The organism is Sphingomonas carotinifaciens, from assembly GCF_009789535.1.
Classification (GTDB): Bacteria; Pseudomonadota; Alphaproteobacteria; order Sphingomonadales; family Sphingomonadaceae; genus Sphingomonas; species Sphingomonas carotinifaciens.
On the sequence record NZ_WSUT01000005.1, the window covers coordinates 1,322,903 to 1,341,472 of the forward strand.

Sequence of the window (18,570 nt, forward strand, 5' to 3'; positions counted from 1 at the left end):
CCGCCTTTCCCCATCCCCCCGGTGCCGGCCGATTCGCCGCAGGTGCTATTTGGCATCGGGCAGGCAATTGCCATTCCCTCCTGATCGATCGGAAGACCAGCATCACCAGTGATGAGGGCGCGACTTTCCGATGTCCGAAACATCTTCGCGTCTTCGCGTCTTCGCGTGAAATCCCCTTCCTTGCACCCTGGCGCGGGCAGAACCCTAAACGGCCTCCACCGATTGGGCCGACGGCTTACGTCCCGCAAAAGGAATTTCACGCGAAGACGCGAAGACGCGAAGGAAGAACGCTCACGCGGAGACGCGGAGAGAGCCTGTTGTTCGACGTCTCCCATTTCTTGACCAGCCGACAAGCGTCGTTGGTGATCAGGAAGAGCCTGCGGTGCACGGTGCCCTGCGTCCTCCGTGCGACCACCTGACCGTCGCGGCGCGTGAACACCGCTACCCTGTCAGCAGCGATGCACCGGAAATGCTGATGTTGAAACGGGGGGAGCAGCCGCCGCTGCTCGACCCCCGTATATCGCGCCACCGTGCCGGTTTTTCCGGCGGCATTCTCTCCCGAAAATCGTCTTTGTCGTTGTTTGGCGACGCGATGGCGGATGCCTACGCGAAACGCAGACCAAAAAAAAGGCCGCTCAGAGAGCGGCCGAAAAGTTTTTAGGAGAGGATGCCTGAAAGGCACAGTCTTTTTGCACTGCCGAAGCGATTGCCGCAATTGCAAGTTAAGCAAATTTAATTGCAATTATTGCAACTGCCGTGCCGGCCCGGAACATCCTGCTTTTACAGTCGCTTACGCAGGTTCCTCAGCCGAAAACGCGCGCGAAGATCGTGTCGACATGCTTGAGGTGATAATCGAGATCGAACTTCGCCTCGATCTCCGCCACGGGCAATGCCGCCGTCACCTCGCTATCCGCCTTCAGCAGATCGAGCAGCGACAGTTCGCCGTCCGATTCCCACACCTTCATCGCGTTGCGCTGGACCAGGCGATAGGAATCCTCGCGGCTGACACCGGCCTGGGTCAGCGCCAGCAGGACGCGTTGCGAGTGGACCAGCCCGCCCATGCGGTCGAGATTCTTCTGCATGCGCGCCGGATACACCACCAGCTTGTCGATCACTCCGGTCAGCCGGGCCAGTGCGAAATCGAGCGTGATCGTGGCGTCCGGGCCGATATAGCGCTCCACCGAGGAGTGGCTGATGTCGCGTTCATGCCACAGCGCGACATTCTCCAGCGCCGGGGTGACATAGCCGCGCACCATGCGTGCAAGACCGGTCAGGTTCTCGGTCAGTACCGGATTGCGCTTGTGCGGCATCGCCGAGGAGCCCTTCTGGCCGGGCGAGAAATATTCCTCCGCTTCCAGCACTTCGGTGCGCTGCAAATGCCGCACTTCGGTGGCCAGCCGCTCGATCGAACTGGCGATCACGCCCAGCGTGGCAAAGAACATCGCGTGCCGGTCGCGGGGGATCACCTGCGTCGATACCGGCTCGACCGACAGGCCGAGCTTTTCTGCGACATGGGCCTCGACCGAAGGGTCGATATTGGCGAAGGTGCCCACCGCGCCCGAAATCGCGCAGGTCGCGACATCGTCGCGCGCGGCGATCAGGCGGGTGCGGTTGCGGGCGAACTCGGCATAGGCCTGTGCCAGCTTCAGGCCGAAGGTGACGGGTTCGGCATGGATGCCGTGGCTGCGTCCGATCGTCGGCGTCAGCTTGTGCTCCTCGGCGCGGCGCTTCAGCACGACGAGCAACTGGTCCAGATCGTCGATCAGAATGTCGGCGGCACGCTTCAACTGCACCGCCAGGCAGGTGTCGAGCACGTCGGACGAGGTCATGCCCTGGTGCAGGAAGCGTGCTTCCGGCCCGGTACGCTCGGACACATGGGTCAGGAACGCGATCACGTCATGCTTGGTCTCGGCCTCGATCGCATCGATGCGCGCAATGTCGAAGTCGCCGGCGGCCTTGTCGGCTTCCCAGATGCGCTCGGCTGCTTGCTTGGGCACGACGCCCAGGGCGGCCAGCGCGTCGGTGGCGTGCGCCTCGATCTCGAACCAGATGCGGAATCGGGCCTGCGGGTCCCAGATCGCAGTCATTTGGGGGCGGGAATAGCGCGGAATCATGGAACACCTCGGTCTCGGGAACGGCACGGTTCACCCCGCTCCGCTCTCCGGAAGCACGGTGTGCCGAGCCGTTAGCAGGGCAGGGCGACCTCTTCAAATAAACCGGATCGGCCCCTATATGGACAATCGACGCTTGGTTGATGCAAGCTTCACCCAAGATCACGATCGTGATCCTACCAGTTTATCGATCCGACCATGATAATGGAGAGACGAGATGTTGAAGTACGCTATGCTCGCAACCGCCATGACCGTTGCTGCTCCTGCGCTTGCGCAAACGACTGCGGCACCGGCGCAGACTTCGCCGAGTGCGGCGCAGACTGCGGCACCGGCGGCGGCACCTGCCGGCGCTGATCCGGCACAGGCCGCTCCTGCCGAAGCGGCCGCGGCGCAGCCGGCGACCGCCAGTCAGGTCGCGCAGGTCGTGGACAGCCAGTGGGCGACCTATGACAAGGACGGCAACGGCTCGCTGAGCAAGGCCGAATTCTCCGAATGGATGGTCGCCCTGAAGGCGCAGACCGATCCGTCCGCCAAGGCCGAATCGGCGGATACCAAGAAGTGGGTGGGCACCGCCTTCGCCCAGGCGGACACCGACAAGAGCAAGTCGCTCAGCAAGTCCGAGGTGACGGGCTTCCTCACCGCCGGCCAGGGCTGATCGACCGGGCCGCCGCCCCCCTTGTCACGGGGCGGCGGCCCTTTTCATATCAAGCCTTGCGAGCGCAGGCTGACATGCCCGCGTGCCCCGATGATCAGGTGGTCGTGCACCGTTATGCCCAGCCTGCGTCCGGCCTCCGCGATGTTGCGCGTCACTTCGATGTCGGCGCTGCTGGGCGAGGGGTCGCCGCTCGGATGGTTGTGAACCAGGATCAGCGCGCTGGAGTTCAGGTCGATCGCGCGGCGGATGACCTCGCGGACATGGACCGCGGCCTGGTCGATCGATCCCTTGCTCATCACCTCGTCGCGGATCAGCATGTTCTTGGTGTTGAGGTGCAGCACCCGGAATCGCTCCACGCCGTGATGCGCCATGTCGGCGTGCAGATAGTCGAGAAGCGCCTGCCAGTTGGACAAGATCGGTCGCGATTCGGCGTGAGTCTGCACCAGTCGCAACGCGCAGGCCTGAGCGATCTTCAGCGCGGCGACCGCGGTTTCGCCCATTCCGTCCTGCTTCAACAAGGCGTCCGCATCGGCGGTCAGCACGCCGCCGATGCCCCCGAACTCGCGCAGCAGATTCTTGGCTAAGGGCTTGGTATCGCGGCGGGGAATGGCGGTGGCGAGCAGATATTCGATCAGCTCGTGATCCAGCAGTCCGGCCCCTCCCAGCAACCGTTGCCGCAACCGTGCCCGATGCCCTGCATGATCGCCTCCCCCCTCCATCCCATCAGACTATCCCCGCCCCAACCCAATTGCCACCCCACCACCCCCCAAGGTAGAGAGCAAAAACGATTGGCAAGGGAAGGGCAGGCGTGAGCGGGGCGAGCGAGGAGGATCAGACGCCGCCGCCTCCCCGCCGCATGCAGAAGCGATATCGGCTGATCCTGGGACTGGCTGTCCTACTCGTTGCGGGAATGGTCGGCCTGTGGTTGTTTCGCATGCCGCTGGCGACCAGAATGCTCGACCGCGAACTGGCTCGCCGGGGCGTACGGGCACGCTATGATTTCGAGGCGTTGGGGTTTGGCGGGCAACGGCTGGCCAATGTCGTCTTCGGTGATCCGCGAAATCCCGATCTGGTGGCGGATTGGCTTGAAACCCAGACGCGGATCACACCCTCGGGACCAGAGGTGGTGGGTGTTCTGGCGGGGGGGGTGAGGATCAGGGGGAGGCTGAAGGACGGGCGTGTTTCCCTGGGCAGCCTGGACCGCCTGATGCCACCGCCTTCGGGGAAACCGTTTTCCCTGCCGGACCTGTTCGTCGACGTGCAGGATGGCCGTATCCGACTGGAAACGCCGGCAGGGCCGGTTGGCATCGCGGTGCGCGGTCGGGGGCGGCTGAACGACGGCTTTGCCGGGCGGATTGCCGCCATCGCGCCCAGGCTGCAATTCGGCGCCTGCACGTTTTCGCAAGTTGCAACGCCGCTGCATCTGCGCATCGTTGACGCCAAGCCTGCCATTTCCGGCGTCTTCCGTGTCGGTGATGCGCGGTGCGGTGATGCGCGCTGGAAGCAGGTGGCGGCGGACGTGTCGGTCAATCTTGGCGCGGCGATGGATCGCTGGCGGGGGCAGGCGCGGTTGATGACGGATGCGTTCCGCCATCCCCTTGCACGCGCGGCTGCGATGCGCGGCACGATCAGCTTTGCCGGGAGTGTCGCCAAAACATCCGGCCAGGTCGATCTGGCCGCCGAACGCCTGGCGGTGGGCCAGGGTACGGCACGGGCGCTATCGGTTTCCGGTCGGTATGGTGTGGGGGATGTGCCGCGGTTCGAGGGGCGGGTGCGGCTGGGTGGGGGCGTGGTGGCGCCGGGGGTGATGGCGGACGTGGCGGGCATGGTGTCGGGCGGGCAGGGGACGCCGGTGGCGCCGCTGGCGTCGGCGCTGGCGCGGGCGGTGCAGGCGGCGGGGGCGGGGTTCGCCGTGGAGGCGGACGTGCGGGCGCGAGGGGGGGAGCAGACGGCGGTCGAGGTGGCGCGGCTGACGTTGGCGTCGCGGAGCGGGGCACGCGTGGCATTGGCGGGCGGGAGCGGGCTGCACTGGCGTGCGGACGGTGCGCGCATCGACACGCGGCTGGCGATGGCGGGCGGCGGGATGCCGCAGGTGACGGCGACGCTGGCCCAGGCGCGCGTCGGCGCACCGGTGCGCGGCACCGCCACACTGGCCCCGTACCGGGCGGGCGGCGCGATGCTGGCGCTGGACCGGATGCGCTTTTCGGCGGCGCTGGACGGTGCGACCCGGATCGAGACGCGCGCGACCCTGTCGGGGCCGCTGGGCGACGGGCGGATCGAGCGACTGGTGGTGCCGGTAGAGGCGCGCTGGGACGGGCGGCGGCAATTGATCGTCAATCCCGGTTGCGCGCCGGTGGCGGCGGACCGGGTGGCGGTGTCGCGACTGGTGCTGTCGGGCGTGGCGCTCAGGCTGTGTCCGGTGGACGGGGCGGTGGTGCGGGTCGATGGCACGCGGGTGAGCGGCGGCGCGCGGGTGGCGACGGTGCGGCTGGCCGGGCGGCTGGGCGGCACGCCGGTGACGCTGGCGGCGCAGGATGCGACGCTGCGCCTGTCCGACCGCGGCTTCGTGCTGAGCGATGTCGCGGCGCGACTGGGCAGCGCGGAGCGGGTGACGCGGTTGGATATCGGGCGGCTGGAGGGCCGGATCGAGGGCGGAGCGGTGAGCGGCTTCTTTGCCGGCGCCGGCGGGCAGATCGCCAATGTGCCGCTGCTGCTGAACGGCGCGCGCGGAACATGGCGGCTGGCGGGCGGCGCGCTGACCCTGAACGGTGTGCTGGACGTGGATGATGCGGCCGAGACGGCGCGCTTCCAGCGCATGGCGGCACGCGACGTGACGCTGTCGCTGGTGAACGGCGGCATCCATGCCGCGGGAACGCTGTACGAGCCGTCGCAGACGGTGAAGGTCGCCGATGTCACCATCGATCACCGATTGTCGAGCGGGACGGGTGCGGCGGACCTGCGCGTGCCCGGATTGACCTTTACCGAGACCTTCCAGCCCACGCTGCTCACCATGCTGACCTATGGTGTGATCGCCGATGTGCGGGGCACGGTTCGCGGCGACGGGCATATCGCGTGGGGCGCGGACGGCGTCACCTCGACGGGAACGTTCGCCACCGACGGCACCGACCTGGCCGCGGCGTTCGGACCGGTGAAGGGGATCACCGGGACGATCCGCTTCACCGACCTGCTGGCGCTGGAAAGCGCACCGGATCAGGTGGCCACGATCAAGTCGATCAACCCCGGCATCGCGGTGACCGATGGCGTGATCCGTTACCGGACGCTGCGCGATACGCGGGTGAAGGTGGAGGGCGGCGCATGGCCCTTTGCCGGCGGATCGCTGACGCTGGACCCGACGCTGCTCGACTTTTCGCAGCCGGCCGAGCGGCGGATGACCTTTCACGTGCGCGGCGCGGCGGCCGACCAGTTCCTGCAACAATTCGACTTCGAGAATCTGAATGCGACCGGCGTGTTCGATGGCGAGTTGCCGATGGTGTTCGACGACAGGGGCGGACGGATCGAGCAGGGATCGCTGATGGTGCGCGAAGGCGGCGGCACCCTCGCCTATGTCGGCGATCTCAGCCAGAAGGATCTGGGGTTGTGGGGCAATCTGGCGTTCGGTGCGCTGCGCTCGCTGCGCTATCGCACGCTGGGGGTGACGATGAACGGGCCGCTGGCCGGCGAGATGGTGACCGATGTGCGCTTCACCGGGGTGAGCCAGGGCAAGGGGGCCAAGTCGAACTTCCTGATCCGGCGGCTCCAGCGCCTGCCCTTCGTGTTCAACATCCGGATCAAGGCGCCGTTTCGCGGGCTGCTCGATTCCGCCCAGTCCTTCTGGGACCCCAAGCGACTGGTGCAGCGCAACCTCCAGAGCCTGATCGAGGAACAGAACAAGCGCGCGGCGCCGCCCGCCGGCACCGCCCCGACGGGCGGGGTCATTCAGCCGCCGGCAAGCGGAACCGTGCCAAAAACGAGACGGGATTGACGATGGACAAGAGGACACCGATCTTGGGGAAGATGGCTGGGGCGATAACGATCGCGCTGGTCGGCATGGCGCCGGGGGGATGCGTGAACATCTCGGCGCCCGACAAGCCGATCGAGATCAACCTCAACATCAACGTGACGCAGGAAGTGGTGTATCGCCTGGACAATGAGGCGAAGTCGCTGATCCAGCAGAACCCGGGGATTTTCTAAGATGCGCAGCTTCGTGTTGAACATGATGGTCGCCACGGCGGCGATCGGCGGCCTTTCGGCGGCGGCCTGGGCGCAGCGCGACCCCGCCTATGCGGCGGCGCGCTCGGCGGGCCAAGTGGGCGAGCAGCCCGACGGCTATATCGGCATCGTCGGCGCCGCGACGCCGGAACTGCGCGCGTTGGTCAACAACATCAATATCCAGCGGAAATCCGCCTATACCCAGAAGGCGCAAGCCAGTGGCGCCACCGTCGAGCAGATGGCGTTCACCAGCGGGTGCAACCTGATCGCCCAGACCGATGCGGGCGAGAAGTACAAGGGGCCGGACGGGGTGTGGAAGACGCGCACCGGCGCGGCGCCGGAGCGGGATTCGCGCTGCGTTTGATGGGGGTGGCAGTCGGATAGCACTTGCGAGGCGGCATTTTCCCTCGCCTCACCGGGGGGAGGGAGGGTGAGGGGACGCCAAGCAGTGCAGCACTGCTGGTCTGCCCCTCACCCTTCCCATGGCCTGACGGCCGCGGGCCCCTTCCCTCTCCCCGGTGGGGCGAGGGAGCATAAGCCCCGGCACTCGATTGTGACACTAGTGCGGCCAGCCGGTTGACTTGGGGGGCCACGCTTTCTAAACGGACGGCGCCTTGGCGGGGTCGCTCGCCGTTCGTGCGCTTTCCTTCCGGCTGACAGGTTCAAAAGGCGAGGTGGGCGCGTGGCGGAGAACGAACCCGGACAGGATTTCCACGGCGCGGAGGACCCGCGGCTTTCCGCGCTCGACGAGCGGCTACGGGATGCCAGGGCCCGCGAAGCGTCGCGGCAGGGGGTGAAGGTCGATACCGACAAGGGTTATGCCCAGGGTAGCCGCATCATCTCCGCGCTGATCGGAAGTCTTGTCGGCAGCGCGCTGATCGGCTGGCTTATCGACCGCTGGTTCGGCACCGCGCCCTGGGGGCTGATCGTGATGCTGTTCCTCGGGATAGCCGTCGCGTTCAGGCAGATTATTCGGATATCAGGCGAGCGCCCGGAATAACCGGGCGTTCTTCGTATGTGGGAAACGGGCGTGGCGGCAGAATCGGGTAGCAAGATCGATCCGATGCACCAGTTCCTGATCGAACCGGTGTTCGGCCAGAAGTGGATCGTCGGCGGATACGACCTGTCCTTCACCAATTCCGCATTGTGGATGGTGGTGACGCTGGTCGCTTTGTGGGTGTTCATGATCGGCGGCATGAAGCGCGATCTGGTGCCCGGCCGCTGGCAGGCCGCGGTGGAGGGCTTCACCGGCTTCGTCAACGGCATGCTGACGTCGAACATCGGGCCGGAGGGCAAGCGCTTCCTGCCGTATGTCTTCTCGCTGTTCATGTTCATCCTGTTCGCCAACGTCATCGGCCTGATGCCGTTCGGCGTGGTGCCGGGCGTGCATCCCTTCACCGTGACCAGCCACCTGACCGTGACCGGCGTCCTGGCGCTGATCTCGTTCGCGATCGTGCTGATCGTCGGCTTTGGCCGCCACGGCTTCCACTTCTTTGCGCTGTTCGTGCCGCACGGCACGCCCGCGCTGATGATCCCGCTGATCTTCGTCGTGGAGCTGATGAGCTTCCTGGTGCGCCCCTTCTCGCTGGGTCTGCGACTGTTCGTCGCGATGACCGCGGGGCACATCCTGCTGAAGGTGCTGGCGGCGTTCGTCATCAACGGCATCAACCTGGGTCCGGCCTATGCCGCGCTCATCACCGTGCCCAGCTTCCTGCTGATGATCGGCATCACGCTGCTGGAACTGCTGGTGGCGGCGATCCAGGCCTATGTGTTCGCGCTGTTGACCAGCGTGTACCTGAACGACGCGGTGAACCTGCACTGATCGGCAGGCGCCCGACGGCGTGACCCTTTCGACTTTATACCTGAACGTGTTTGAACTGGAGTGATTGAAATGGACGCAGAAGCCGCAAAGATGCTGGGTGCCGGTCTGGCCGCGATCGGCATGGGCCTCGCCTCGCTGGGCGTGGGCAACGTGTTCGCCAAGTTCCTGGAAGGCGCACTGCGCAACCCGGGTGCGGCCGACAGCCAGCAGGGCCGTCTGTTCATCGGCTTCGCCGGTGCCGAGCTTCTCGGCCTGCTCGCCTTCGTGACGATGATCATCCTGGTGTTCGTCGCCTAATATCGTCGTTGCGCCGGGCGGCCATGCTGGTCGCCCGGTGGACATGGCCACGAGGACCCCATGCCACAGATTGCTCAGATCGCAGCGACCTACGCGTCGCAGATCTTCTGGCTCCTGATTACCTTCGGCCTGCTGTACTTCGTGGTCGGCCGCGGAATGGTGCCCAAGATCCAGGCGACCGTCGACAACCGTGAAGCCCGTATCGCCGGCGATCTCGCCGCGGCCGAGGCTGCGCGGGCACAGGCCGATACGGTCGAAGAGGCGTGGCGGCTCGAAATGGACGCGGCGCGCAGCGCGGCGCAGGCCGAAACCACCGCCGCCAAGCAGCGTGCGGCACAGGCCTTCGAGGCGCAGGTCAAGGCGGCGGATGCCGACCTGGCCGAGCGGCTGGGGCATCATGACCTTGCCATCGCGAACGCCAAGGCGGAAGCGCTGGCCAATCTTCAGGGCGTGGCCGCCGATGCGGCGCGCGATCTGGTCGCCAAGCTGTCCGGAGCCCAGGTGGGCCAGGACGCGGCGGCGGATGCGGTGCGGAAGGTGACGGCGCATGGCTAATGCAAATGGCAGCGCGCTGGTGGCGGAGAACCTGTCCGGCGCCGCGTCGGCCGAGGGGCTGCAGCCGCAGGCGGTACGCGGTGGCGAGGGGCTGCACGGCTCCACCACCGAGCCGGGTGGCGCCGAGCACGTCGCCAGCCCGACCGCGTTCGGGTTCGATTCCACCGGCTGGGTGGGGATCGCCGCGCTGGTCGTGCTGATCGGCATGATCGTGAAGAAGGTGCCGGCCATGATCGGCCGCACCCTCGACACGCGCATCGCCGCGATCCGCACGCAACTCGACGAGGCGGCCAAGCTCCGCAAGGAAGCCGAGGCGCTGAAGGCCGAATATGAGGCCAAGGCGAAGTCGGCGCATGCCGATGCTGAGACGATGCGGGCCCATGCCCAGGCGGAGGCGAACCAGATCCTGGCCAAGGCCAAGGTCGATGCCGAACAGCTGATGGACCGCCGCGCCAAGATGGCCGAGGACAAGATCGCCGCGGCCGAGCGTCAGGCCCTGGCCGAGGTGCGCGCCCGCGCCGCCGAAGCCGCCGCCCGTGCCGCCGGTCTGCTGATCGCCGAGCATCACGGTGCCGCCGCCGACCGTGCGATGGTGGATCGCACGATTGCGGGGCTGGGTCGGCCGAACTGATCGACGGATCACCCCCTCCATCGCGAGGGGTATGAGAGGGGCGTGCCGCTGGCGCTGCCCCTCTTTTTCTTTTTTGCCCGCCGCCTCTTTCGGGTTTCCGGCGCCGGGCGTGTCAGACACGAGCCCGTTGCAAAGGAGCAATCCGATGGCGTGGGTCATTCTGGGTATCGCGGTGTTTTCCGAAATCTGCTGGGCGCTCAGCCTGAAATGGGCAGCGACGGTGGCGACATGGCAGGCATCGGCGGTGCCGATCACGCTCAGCTTCGTGAACATGGGTCTGCTGGCGCTGGCGATGCGCGGGCTTCCCGCGGGCACCGCCTATGCGATCTGGACCGGGCTGGGCGCGGTCGGCGTGGTGATCGGCGGCGCGGTGATCTTCGGCGATCAGCTCAATGGCGTGCAGGTGGCCTTCATGGCGCTCACCGTGATCGGGGTGATGGGGACGAAGTTCTTCGCCTCTGCCTGACTTGTCGGCCAGAGCGCGGCGCGATAGCCATCCGCTATGGAGATTGTCGGCGATTATCAGCGTGATGGTTACGCGCTTGTCCGCGGGTTGATCCCGCGGACCGTGTGCAACGCGCTGCTCAACCAGATGAAGGGCGAGATCGAGGGCGCGGGCGGGCGGCTGGAGTCGATCGCCCGCGAATCGCCGCTGCTCGCGCGGCCGGCGGTGGAGCTGTACGGCTATCATTATCCACCGCTGCTCGGCTTTCTCTGGGCGCTGACCCCGACGATCGAGACGCTGGTGGGGGCCGCGTTGCTGCCGACCTATGATTATTTCCGCATCTACCGCGACGGCGATGTGTGCCGGGTGCATTCGGATCGGCCCTCGTGCGAACACAGCCTGTCGCTGACGCTCGACTATAGCGACGGCGAGGCGTGGCCGCTGGAGGTGGGGACCGAGGCGCTGGTCGATCCTAGGCCGGAGGTGACCGCGGACTTTGCCGGGCGGCCTTATGCCAGCCTGGCGATGGAGCCGGGGGATGCGGTGCTCTACCGCGGGGTGCATCGGCGGCATGGGCGCATCACGCCCAACCCCAATGCGTGGTCGGCGCATCTGTTCTGCCACTGGGTCGGGCGCGACGGGCCTTTCAAGGCGCATGCGTTCGACGGCAATGCCGCGCTCGCCAGGCCGGTCAATTTCCGCTTCGGCTGAGGCGACGGGCTGGCGGGGCGGGGTGAGCGCTCCTAAATCCCTGGGCGATGTCCGAGAAAACCGTCGACCGCTTCAACGAAGAAAAGTCCACCTTCTCCATCCGCGGCGCCGATACGCCCGATCTGGCGGTGGGGGTGGCGGCGATCCGCAACGTGCTGGCGACGCTGCCGCTGCGTGCGGGCGTGTACCGGATGCAGGATGCGCGCGGCGACGTGCTGTATGTCGGCAAGGCGCGGGCGCTGAAGAACCGGGTGGCGAACTATACCCAGGTCGACCGGCTACCCAAGCGGTTGCAGCGCATGGTGTCGCTCACCCGGTCGATGACCATCGTCACGACGAACAACGAGGCGGAGGCGCTGCTGCTGGAGGCGCAGCTGATCAAGCATTACCGCCCCGCCTATAACGTGCTGCTGCGCGACGATAAAAGCTTCCCCTTCATCCTGTTGCGGTCGGACCATGATTTCCCGCGGGTGCAGAAGCATCGCGGCGCCAGGCGGGCGGTGGGCAATTACTACGGCCCCTTCGCCAGCGCAGGATCGGTCAACAACACGCTGAACGCACTGCAAAAGCTGTTCCTGCTGCGCAGCTGCACCGACAGCTTCTTCAAGACGCGCGACCGACCGTGCCTGCTCTACCAGATCAAGCGCTGCTCGGCGCCGTGCGTGGGGCGGATCGACGCCGCCGGCTATGGCGAGCTGGTGGCGGACGCGAAGAGCTTCCTGGGCGGCAAATCGACGCAGGTGCAGGCCAAGCTGGGCGCGCAGATGCAGGCCGCGGCGGAGAACATGGATTTCGAACTGGCTGCGGTGCTGCGCGACCGGTTGAAGGCGCTGACCTTCATCCAGGGCACGCAGGCGATCAACGCGGAAGGGGTGGGCGATGCCGACATCTTCGCGCTGGCGTGCAAGGACGGGGTGATCGGCATCCAGGCCTTCTTCATCCGCGGCGGACAGAATTGGGGGCATCGCAGCTTCTTCCCCGCGCACACCACCGATGTGCCCGAAGACGAGGTGATGACGAGCTTCCTGACGCAATTCTACGAGGAAGTGCCGCCGGCCAAGTCGATCCTCCTCGACCGGGATCTTGCCGAGGGGCCGCTGCTGAGCGAGGCGCTGGGCGAGCGTGCGGGGTACCGGGTGTCGATCGCGGTGCCGCAGCGGGGGGACCGGCGGCGGTTGATGGACCAGGCGAAGCGCAATGCGGTGGAGGCGTTGGAGCGGCGTCTGGCGGAGAGTACGACCCAGGCCAAATTGTTGCGCGAAGTCGCGGAGTTGTTCGACCTGCCCGAGCCGCCCGACCGCATCGAAATCTATGACAACAGCCACATCCAGGGCAGCAACGCACTGGGCGCGATGGTGGTCGCGGGGCCCGAGGGGTTCCGTAAAGGTCAGTATCGCAAATTCAACATCAAGGGCAACGAAGCCGCCACCAACGACGATTTCGCGATGATGCGCGAAGTGTTCCGTCGCCGCTTCGCCCGGCAGCTGGAGGAAGCGCCCGACCGCGACGACGGCACCTGGCCCGACCTGGTGCTGATCGACGGCGGTCGCGGACAGCTGAACGCCGCCAAGGCGGTGCTGGAGGATCTGGGCATCGAGGATGTCTGTCTGGTGGGCGTCGCCAAGGGGCCGCACCACGGCCGCGACGGGCGCGAGGTATTCCACATGATGGATGGTCGCGAGTTCCAGTTGCCGGTGAACGCGCCGGTGCTGTTCTACCTCCAGCGATTGCGCGACGAGGTGCACCGCTTCGTCATCGGCGCGCACCGCGAGAAGCGCGCCAAGGCGATGGGCGCGAGCCCGCTGGACGAGGTGCCCGGCATCGGCCCGGCGCGCAAGAAGGCGCTGTTGATGCATTTCGGCACCGGTCGCGCGGTGCGCAATGCCAGCCTGGAAGACCTGAAGCGCGCGCCCGGCGTGTCGGCCGGCGTTGCGCAGCAGGTCTACGACTTCTACCATGCACGTTGAGCGATAGTAAAAACCCGGAAGCGAAATGTTCATTATCCTGTGTTACGCACAGGAGCATGGTGACGCCTGTCTTCCTGACCGTGGATACCGAGTTCGCCTGGCGCCATCACCGCGCCGGATTGAACATGAAGGCGATCTATGACCGTTTCATCGAGCCGGTGGGCGTCGGATTGAGCTATCAACTCGATGTGTTGCGTCGTCATGGTTTGAAGGCGACCTTTTTCATCGATCCGATGCCGGCGGACATCTTCGGCATCGATCCAGTCCGGCGGATGGTGGAGGCGGTGCTGGAAGCGGGGCAGGAGGTGCAGTTGCACTGCCACCCGCACTGGCAGCAGGCGCGGGTCGATGATCGCGGTGCCGCGCATGACCGGTTCCAGCTCTACGAATATGATCGCGACGAGCAGCAGGTGGTGCTGGCCCGGGCGACCGAGTTGCTGATGGCGGCGGGCGCGCCGCGCCCGGTCGCGTTCCGCGCGGGCAGCTATGCCGCCAATGACGACACGCTGGCGGCGCTGGCGGCGCTGGGCTTCACCTATGACAGCAGCCATAACGGGGCGGAGCCGAAGCATAGCCGCATCACCCTGCCCGCACGGCAGGTGGCGCCCGTCACATGGCCGTCGGGGACACCGGGCATCATCGAGGTGCCGGTAACGGTGATCGAGGACCGGCCGGGACATTTGCGAACCTTTCAGATCTGCGCGCTGTCGACCGAGGAAAGCTGCGACGCGCTGGAACATGCCGCCGCATCCGGCCACGCCGCGGTGACGATCGTCAGCCACAGTTTCGAACTGGCCAACCGGTCCGCCACCCGTGCCAATGCGGTGCATGTCCGCCGGTTCGACGCGCTGTGCGAAATGCTGCACCAGATGGCGTCGGTGCTGCCGACCCGGCATTTCGCCGAGATGCCGGCGTTGCGGCTGGGGCAGGAGGACGCGGTCCTCGGCCCTGACAGCCTGCGGACCCGCTGGCGGCAGGCCGAACAGCTTTGGTCGAACCTTGTGGAAGAGCGGCGGGCGTGACCGCGGCGCGGGTAAGGCTGAAATTCCAGGTCGGCGCGCGGACCCTGGCCGGTGTGTCCCGCCGTTTGGAACGTCTTCCACTCGGGCTGGAGGCGGTGCTTTCGGGAGCGGTTCCCGTACTGCCGCCGATCGGGGCGGCGGACGGGTATCTGGTCACGTCGCTGCCCGCCGCGCATCTGGACGCGCTGACAGGGGCGTGGCCGCTGACCGCGGTGCGCCAGCGTTATACCCGCCATCATGTCGACCTTGCCCGCGGACATGAGGCGTGGATGGCCGGGCTGTCGGGTCAGGCGCGGTCGGGCTTGCGTCGCAAGACGAAGCGGCTGGGCGGGACGGTGCGCGCATATCGCAGCGCGGCCGAGGTCGGCGCGTTCCTGGACCTGGCGATCCCGCTGGCGGCGCGCACCTATCAGGCGCGCCATGGACTGGATGCGGCACTGTCCGACGATGCCGCGTTCCGGCGGGGAATCGTGCAGGCCGCGCGCGAAGACCGGGTGCGTGCCTGGGCGATGTGCGTCGGGGAACGCCCGATTGCCTATTTATGCTGTACCGGGCAGGGGCGGGCGCTCCGTTACGATCATGTCGGGCATGATCCCGATTTTGCTGACCGGTCGCCGGGCACGGTGCTGATGGCGGAGGCGCTGGCCGATCTGTTCGGCGACCGCTTCGCCTGGTTCGACTTTCTGGAAGGCGAGGGGCAGCACAAGCGGCAGTTCGCGACCGGTGGCACCGAATGTCTGGACCTGCTGATGCTGCGCCCGACCATCGCCAACCGGGTCGTGCTGGCGGCGCTGGGCGGGTTCGAGGGCGGCGTCGCGCTGGCGCGCCGGAGCCTGGCGGCGTCACCGTTGCGCGGGCGGATGCGAACCCTTAGACGCTGAACCCGCATGCGCATCGCGGGGCCCGCCATTATCCTGTCGATCCGCGCACATGGCGAGCATGGCGCGATCGTGCGCGCGCTCACCCGCAGCGACGGGGTGCAGGCCGGTTATGTCCGGGGCGGCCGGTCGCGGACGTTGCGGCCGATCCTGCAGCCGGCGAACACGATATCGGGTGAATGGCGGGCGCGCACCGCCGAGCAACTGCCGGCGCTAACCGTGGAACTGGTGGATACGCGCGCGACGCTGCACGGCGAGCCGCTGGCGGCGAGCGCGCTGGAATGGCTGACTGCGCTGACCGCGGCGGCGCTGCCGGAGGCACAGCCCTATCCGCGAGTCTATGACGCGCTGGACGGCGTGCTGGGCGCGATCGCGGTGGCCCCCTCTGCGCGGGGATGGGCGACGGGGCTGGTGCGCTATGAGCTGCTGTTGCTGGCCGAACTGGGCTTCGGGCTGGACCTGTCCGCCTGCACCGTCAGCCGGGCGACGGAGGATCTGGGCTATGTCAGCCCGCGCAGCGGCGCGGCGGTGGCACGCGGTGCCGCGCGGGGCTATGAGGCCAAGCTGCTGCCCCTGCCCGATTTCCTGCGCGAAGGGGGGGCGGCGGAGTGGCCCGACATCTTTGATGGATTGCGGATCACCGGGCATTTCCTGGCACGCGACCTGCTGCCGGGGCCGCGCAGCGACGTGCTGGCCGCGCGCGAGCGGCTGGTGGAGCGGTTGAAAAGGGCGGTTGCGTGACGGCGGCGCGGCCGGCAAGAGGCCGCGCATCCAGACGACAAGCGAAGGGGTTCAGGATGGCGACGATCGCGGTACTCGCAGGCGATGGCATCGGTCCGGAGGTGACGGCCGCCGCGCGGCGCGTGCTGGAAACGCTGAACCTGGGGCTTTCCTTCGAGGAAGCGGCGGTCGGTGGCGCCGGGTACGAGGCGGCGGACCATCCCCTGCCGCCCGAGACGATCGCGGTGGCCGAACGCGCCGACGCGCTGTTGTTCGGCGCGGTGGGCGATCCGCGCTTCGACATGCTGGAGCGGGCGTTCCGGCCGGAACAGGCGATATTGGGCCTGCGCAAGCATTTCGGGCTGTTCGCCAATCTGCGTCCGGCGCGGCTGTTCGCCGGGCTGGAGGATGCCTCCGCGCTGCGTCCCGAGGTGGCGAGTGCGATCGACATGGTGATCGTGCGCGAACTGACCGGCGACGTCTATTTCGGCGCCAAGGGGCAGGGCCGGAATGCGGAGGGTCTGCGCGAGGGGCATGACCTGATGCGCTATGACGAGGCGGAGGTGGCGCGGATTGCGCGGGTCGGATTCGAGACGGCGCGCAAGCGGCGCGGCAAGCTGACCTCGGTCGACAAGGCCAATGTGCTGGAAACCTCGCAATTGTGGCGCGACGTGGTGCTGGAGGTGGCGCGCGACTATCCCGATGTCACGCTGTCGCACATGTATGTCGACAATGCCGCGATGCAGCTGGTGCGCAATCCCGGCCAGTTCGACGTGATCGTGACCGGCAACCTGTTCGGCGATATCCTGTCCGACCAGGCATCGATGTGCGCAGGATCGATCGGGATGCTGCCGTCCGCCGCGCTGGGCGCGACCGGCAAGGGGCTGTACGAGCCGATCCATGGCTCGGCACCCGATATCGCCGGGCGGGGCAAGGCCAATCCGTGCGCGGCGATCCTGTCCGCCGCGATGATGCTGCGCCACTCGCTGGGGCAGGCGGCCGCGGCCGACCGGATCGACGCGGCGGTGGCGGATGCGATCCGCGGCGGCGCGCGTACCGCCGACCTGGGCGGGACGCTGTCGACGGAGGCGATGACGGACGCGGTGCTGGCCCACCTGTAATGGCCGACCTGCTGGAGCTTGCGGTCGTCATCCCGACGTTCAACGAGCGGGCGAACGTGCCCGTGCTGATCGCGCGGCTGACCCAGGCTCTGGCGGGGCGGCGGTGGGAGGCGATCTTCGTCGACGACGACAGCCCGGACGGCACGGCGGAGGCGGCGCGCGAACTGGGCCGGGTGGACGCACGCGTGCGGGTGATCCAGCGTATCGGCCGGCGTAGCCTGTCCTCCGCCTGTATCGAGGGGATGTGCGCGACCGCGGCCCCCTTCGTCGCGGTGATCGACGGCGACCTCCAGCATGACGAGACGCTGCTGCCCGCGATGCTGGACCGGTTGCAGCGGGACGAGGCGCTGGACCTGGTGGTGGGGTCGCGTTTCGTGGCCGGTGGCGGCACCGGCGAATGGGACCGCGACCGGGTGGCGAAATCGGCGCTGGCGACCCGGCTGTCGCGCCGCGTGCTGAAGGCCGACCTGTCCGATCCGATGAGCGGCTTCTTCATGATCCGCAGCACGGTGGCGCGGGCCGTGGTGCCCGAATTGTCGGCGATCGGCTTCAAGATCCTGCTCGACATCATGACCGCGGCGCCGCGGCCGCTGGCCTTTGTCGAGATGCCCTATACCTTCCGGGTGCGGACCGAGGGCGAGTCGAAGCTCGATCACGTCGTCGCGATGGAATATCTGATCGCGCTGTACGACCGCATGTTCGGGCGGTTCGTGCCGGTGCGCTTTGCGATGTTCTCGGCGATCGGGGTGCTGGGGGTGGGCGTGCACATGGCGACGCTCAGCCTGGTATTCCTGGGGGCGGGGGCCAGCTTCCTGCTGGCGCAGATCCTCGCCACGGTGGTGGCGATGACGTTCAACTTCTTTCTGAACAACGCACTGACCTATCGCGACCGGCGGTTGAAGGGGGTGCGCGCGCTGGTCGACGGATGGGTGTCGTTCTGCGTGGTGTGTTCGGTGGGGGCGGTTGCCAATGTCGGCGTCGCCGCCTTCCTGCATGACGTGCGCAGCAGCGAATGGGCGGCCTCCGCACTGGTCGGGGTGCTGATCGGCGCGGTGTGGAATTACGCGCTGTCGTCCCGGTTCGTCTGGGGACGGTATTGAGGGCGTCTCACCGGGGCGCGGCGGCAAGCTCCGGATAGGTTCGGTGCAGGGCTTCGGAGGCTTCGGCGAGCGCCTGGCGGGCGGCGATGAGTTGCCGGTTGGCGCGCAACGGATCGTCGAACCGTCCCAGGTCGGACATCACCGGTCCCTCGAAATAGCGCAGGGCGTCCAGAGCGGCGTCGATCGCATGCAGGATGTCCTGCTGCTCCAGTTCGATCAAGGTGAGTCGTTCGGCTTCCAGGCGGAAAGGCATGGCTGACGGTCCGGTTCGCTACATCTTGTCCTACTATCCCACGCATGATGACCACATGCCAGCAGTCAGATTA

The 18,570-nt window shown here is 67.2% G+C and carries 21 protein-coding genes; 18 read left to right on the plus strand and 3 right to left on the minus strand.

Annotated elements, in window-relative coordinates:
- Positions 1 to 382 precede the first annotated feature (382 nt).
- Positions 383 to 661, plus strand: coding sequence for a hypothetical protein (locus tag GQR91_RS08205; protein WP_149682134.1), 279 nt, complete (start codon positions 383 to 385; stop codon positions 659 to 661).
- A 142-nt stretch (positions 662 to 803) separates the two neighbouring features.
- On the opposite strand, the gene purB is transcribed toward GQR91_RS08205, so the two are convergent.
- Positions 804 to 2,114: an adenylosuccinate lyase gene (gene purB / locus GQR91_RS08210; protein ID WP_149682133.1), complete on the minus strand. Its 1,311-nt coding sequence runs from the start codon at positions 2,112 to 2,114 to the stop codon at positions 804 to 806.
- Positions 2,115 to 2,328: 214 nt separating this feature from the next.
- On the opposite strand from purB, the gene GQR91_RS08215 reads away from it, so the two are divergent.
- Entirely contained in the window at positions 2,329 to 2,766 is a 438-nt protein-coding gene (locus GQR91_RS08215; protein ID WP_149682132.1) for an EF-hand domain-containing protein, read from the plus strand.
- A 44-nt stretch (positions 2,767 to 2,810) separates the two neighbouring features.
- Here GQR91_RS08215 and radC read toward each other — a convergent pair whose 3' ends face one another.
- Positions 2,811 to 3,485, minus strand: a complete 675-nt coding sequence (radC, locus tag GQR91_RS08220) for a RadC family protein (protein ID WP_149682131.1) — start codon at positions 3,483 to 3,485, stop codon at positions 2,811 to 2,813.
- 89 nt (positions 3,486 to 3,574) lie between these two features.
- Here radC and GQR91_RS19760 point away from each other — a divergent pair, with 89 nt between their 5' ends.
- From GQR91_RS19760 to GQR91_RS08300, 16 genes are all read left to right on the plus strand, one after another.
- The gene (locus GQR91_RS19760; protein ID WP_268878317.1) at positions 3,575 to 6,748 is read left to right on the plus strand and encodes an intermembrane phospholipid transport YdbH family protein; all 3,174 of its coding nucleotides are present in this window, start codon (positions 3,575 to 3,577) and stop codon (positions 6,746 to 6,748) included.
- Positions 6,749 to 6,780: 32 nt separating this feature from the next.
- Positions 6,781 to 6,957, plus strand: a complete 177-nt coding sequence (locus tag GQR91_RS08230) for a YnbE family lipoprotein (RefSeq protein WP_112382282.1) — start codon at positions 6,781 to 6,783, stop codon at positions 6,955 to 6,957.
- A gap of 1 nt (position 6,958) precedes the next feature.
- Positions 6,959 to 7,339, plus strand: coding sequence for a YdbL family probable chaperone protein (locus GQR91_RS08235; RefSeq protein WP_149682130.1), 381 nt, complete (start codon positions 6,959 to 6,961; stop codon positions 7,337 to 7,339).
- Positions 7,340 to 7,657: 318 nt separating this feature from the next.
- Complete coding sequence (locus GQR91_RS08240; protein ID WP_112382101.1) at positions 7,658 to 7,975, plus strand: AtpZ/AtpI family protein; 318 nt, start codon at positions 7,658 to 7,660, stop codon at positions 7,973 to 7,975.
- 30 nt (positions 7,976 to 8,005) lie between these two features.
- Positions 8,006 to 8,797, plus strand: a complete 792-nt coding sequence (locus GQR91_RS08245) for a F0F1 ATP synthase subunit A (RefSeq protein ID WP_112382283.1) — start codon at positions 8,006 to 8,008, stop codon at positions 8,795 to 8,797.
- Between the two features lie 69 nt (positions 8,798 to 8,866).
- Positions 8,867 to 9,094 carry a F0F1 ATP synthase subunit C gene (locus GQR91_RS08250; protein WP_112382102.1) on the plus strand — a complete coding sequence of 76 codons (228 nt, stop codon included), beginning with the start codon at positions 8,867 to 8,869 and terminating at the stop codon, positions 9,092 to 9,094.
- Between the two features lie 60 nt (positions 9,095 to 9,154).
- Positions 9,155 to 9,649 carry a F0F1 ATP synthase subunit B family protein gene (locus tag GQR91_RS08255; protein ID WP_112382103.1) on the plus strand — a complete coding sequence of 165 codons (495 nt, stop codon included), beginning with the start codon at positions 9,155 to 9,157 and terminating at the stop codon, positions 9,647 to 9,649.
- Entirely contained in the window at positions 9,642 to 10,280 is a 639-nt protein-coding gene (locus tag GQR91_RS08260; protein ID WP_149682129.1) for a F0F1 ATP synthase subunit B family protein, read from the plus strand. The genes GQR91_RS08255 and GQR91_RS08260 overlap by 8 nt, the downstream gene beginning before the upstream one ends.
- 145 nt (positions 10,281 to 10,425) lie before the next feature.
- The gene (locus GQR91_RS08265; RefSeq protein ID WP_149682128.1) at positions 10,426 to 10,746 is read left to right on the plus strand and encodes a DMT family transporter; all 321 of its coding nucleotides are present in this window, start codon (positions 10,426 to 10,428) and stop codon (positions 10,744 to 10,746) included.
- Between the two features lie 36 nt (positions 10,747 to 10,782).
- Positions 10,783 to 11,436, plus strand: a complete 654-nt coding sequence (locus tag GQR91_RS08270; RefSeq protein ID WP_149682127.1) for a hypothetical protein — start codon at positions 10,783 to 10,785, stop codon at positions 11,434 to 11,436.
- 47 nt (positions 11,437 to 11,483) lie between these two features.
- Positions 11,484 to 13,403, plus strand: a complete 1,920-nt coding sequence (gene uvrC, locus GQR91_RS08275) for an excinuclease ABC subunit UvrC (protein WP_149682126.1) — start codon at positions 11,484 to 11,486, stop codon at positions 13,401 to 13,403.
- Positions 13,404 to 13,459: 56 nt separating this feature from the next.
- The gene (locus tag GQR91_RS08280) at positions 13,460 to 14,425 is read left to right on the plus strand and encodes a polysaccharide deacetylase family protein (RefSeq protein ID WP_149682125.1); all 966 of its coding nucleotides are present in this window, start codon (positions 13,460 to 13,462) and stop codon (positions 14,423 to 14,425) included.
- Positions 14,422 to 15,306 (plus strand): GNAT family N-acetyltransferase, encoded by an 885-nt coding sequence (locus tag GQR91_RS08285; RefSeq protein WP_235903989.1) that lies wholly within the window; start codon positions 14,422 to 14,424, stop codon positions 15,304 to 15,306. The genes GQR91_RS08280 and GQR91_RS08285 overlap by 4 nt, the downstream gene beginning before the upstream one ends.
- A 6-nt stretch (positions 15,307 to 15,312) precedes the next feature.
- The gene (recO, locus tag GQR91_RS08290; RefSeq protein ID WP_149682123.1) at positions 15,313 to 16,044 is read left to right on the plus strand and encodes a DNA repair protein RecO; all 732 of its coding nucleotides are present in this window, start codon (positions 15,313 to 15,315) and stop codon (positions 16,042 to 16,044) included.
- 56 nt (positions 16,045 to 16,100) lie between these two features.
- A complete protein-coding gene (gene leuB / locus GQR91_RS08295; protein ID WP_149682122.1) occupies positions 16,101 to 17,144 on the plus strand; it encodes a 3-isopropylmalate dehydrogenase in 1,044 nt (347 codons plus the stop codon).
- Positions 17,144 to 18,244: a glycosyltransferase family 2 protein gene (locus tag GQR91_RS08300; protein WP_149682121.1), complete on the plus strand. Its 1,101-nt coding sequence runs from the start codon at positions 17,144 to 17,146 to the stop codon at positions 18,242 to 18,244. The genes leuB and GQR91_RS08300 overlap by 1 nt, the downstream gene beginning before the upstream one ends.
- Positions 18,245 to 18,251: 7 nt before the next feature.
- On the opposite strand, the gene GQR91_RS08305 is transcribed toward GQR91_RS08300, so the two are convergent.
- Positions 18,252 to 18,497, minus strand: coding sequence for a hypothetical protein (locus tag GQR91_RS08305; protein WP_149682120.1), 246 nt, complete (start codon positions 18,495 to 18,497; stop codon positions 18,252 to 18,254).
- Positions 18,498 to 18,570: the final 73 nt, after the last annotated feature.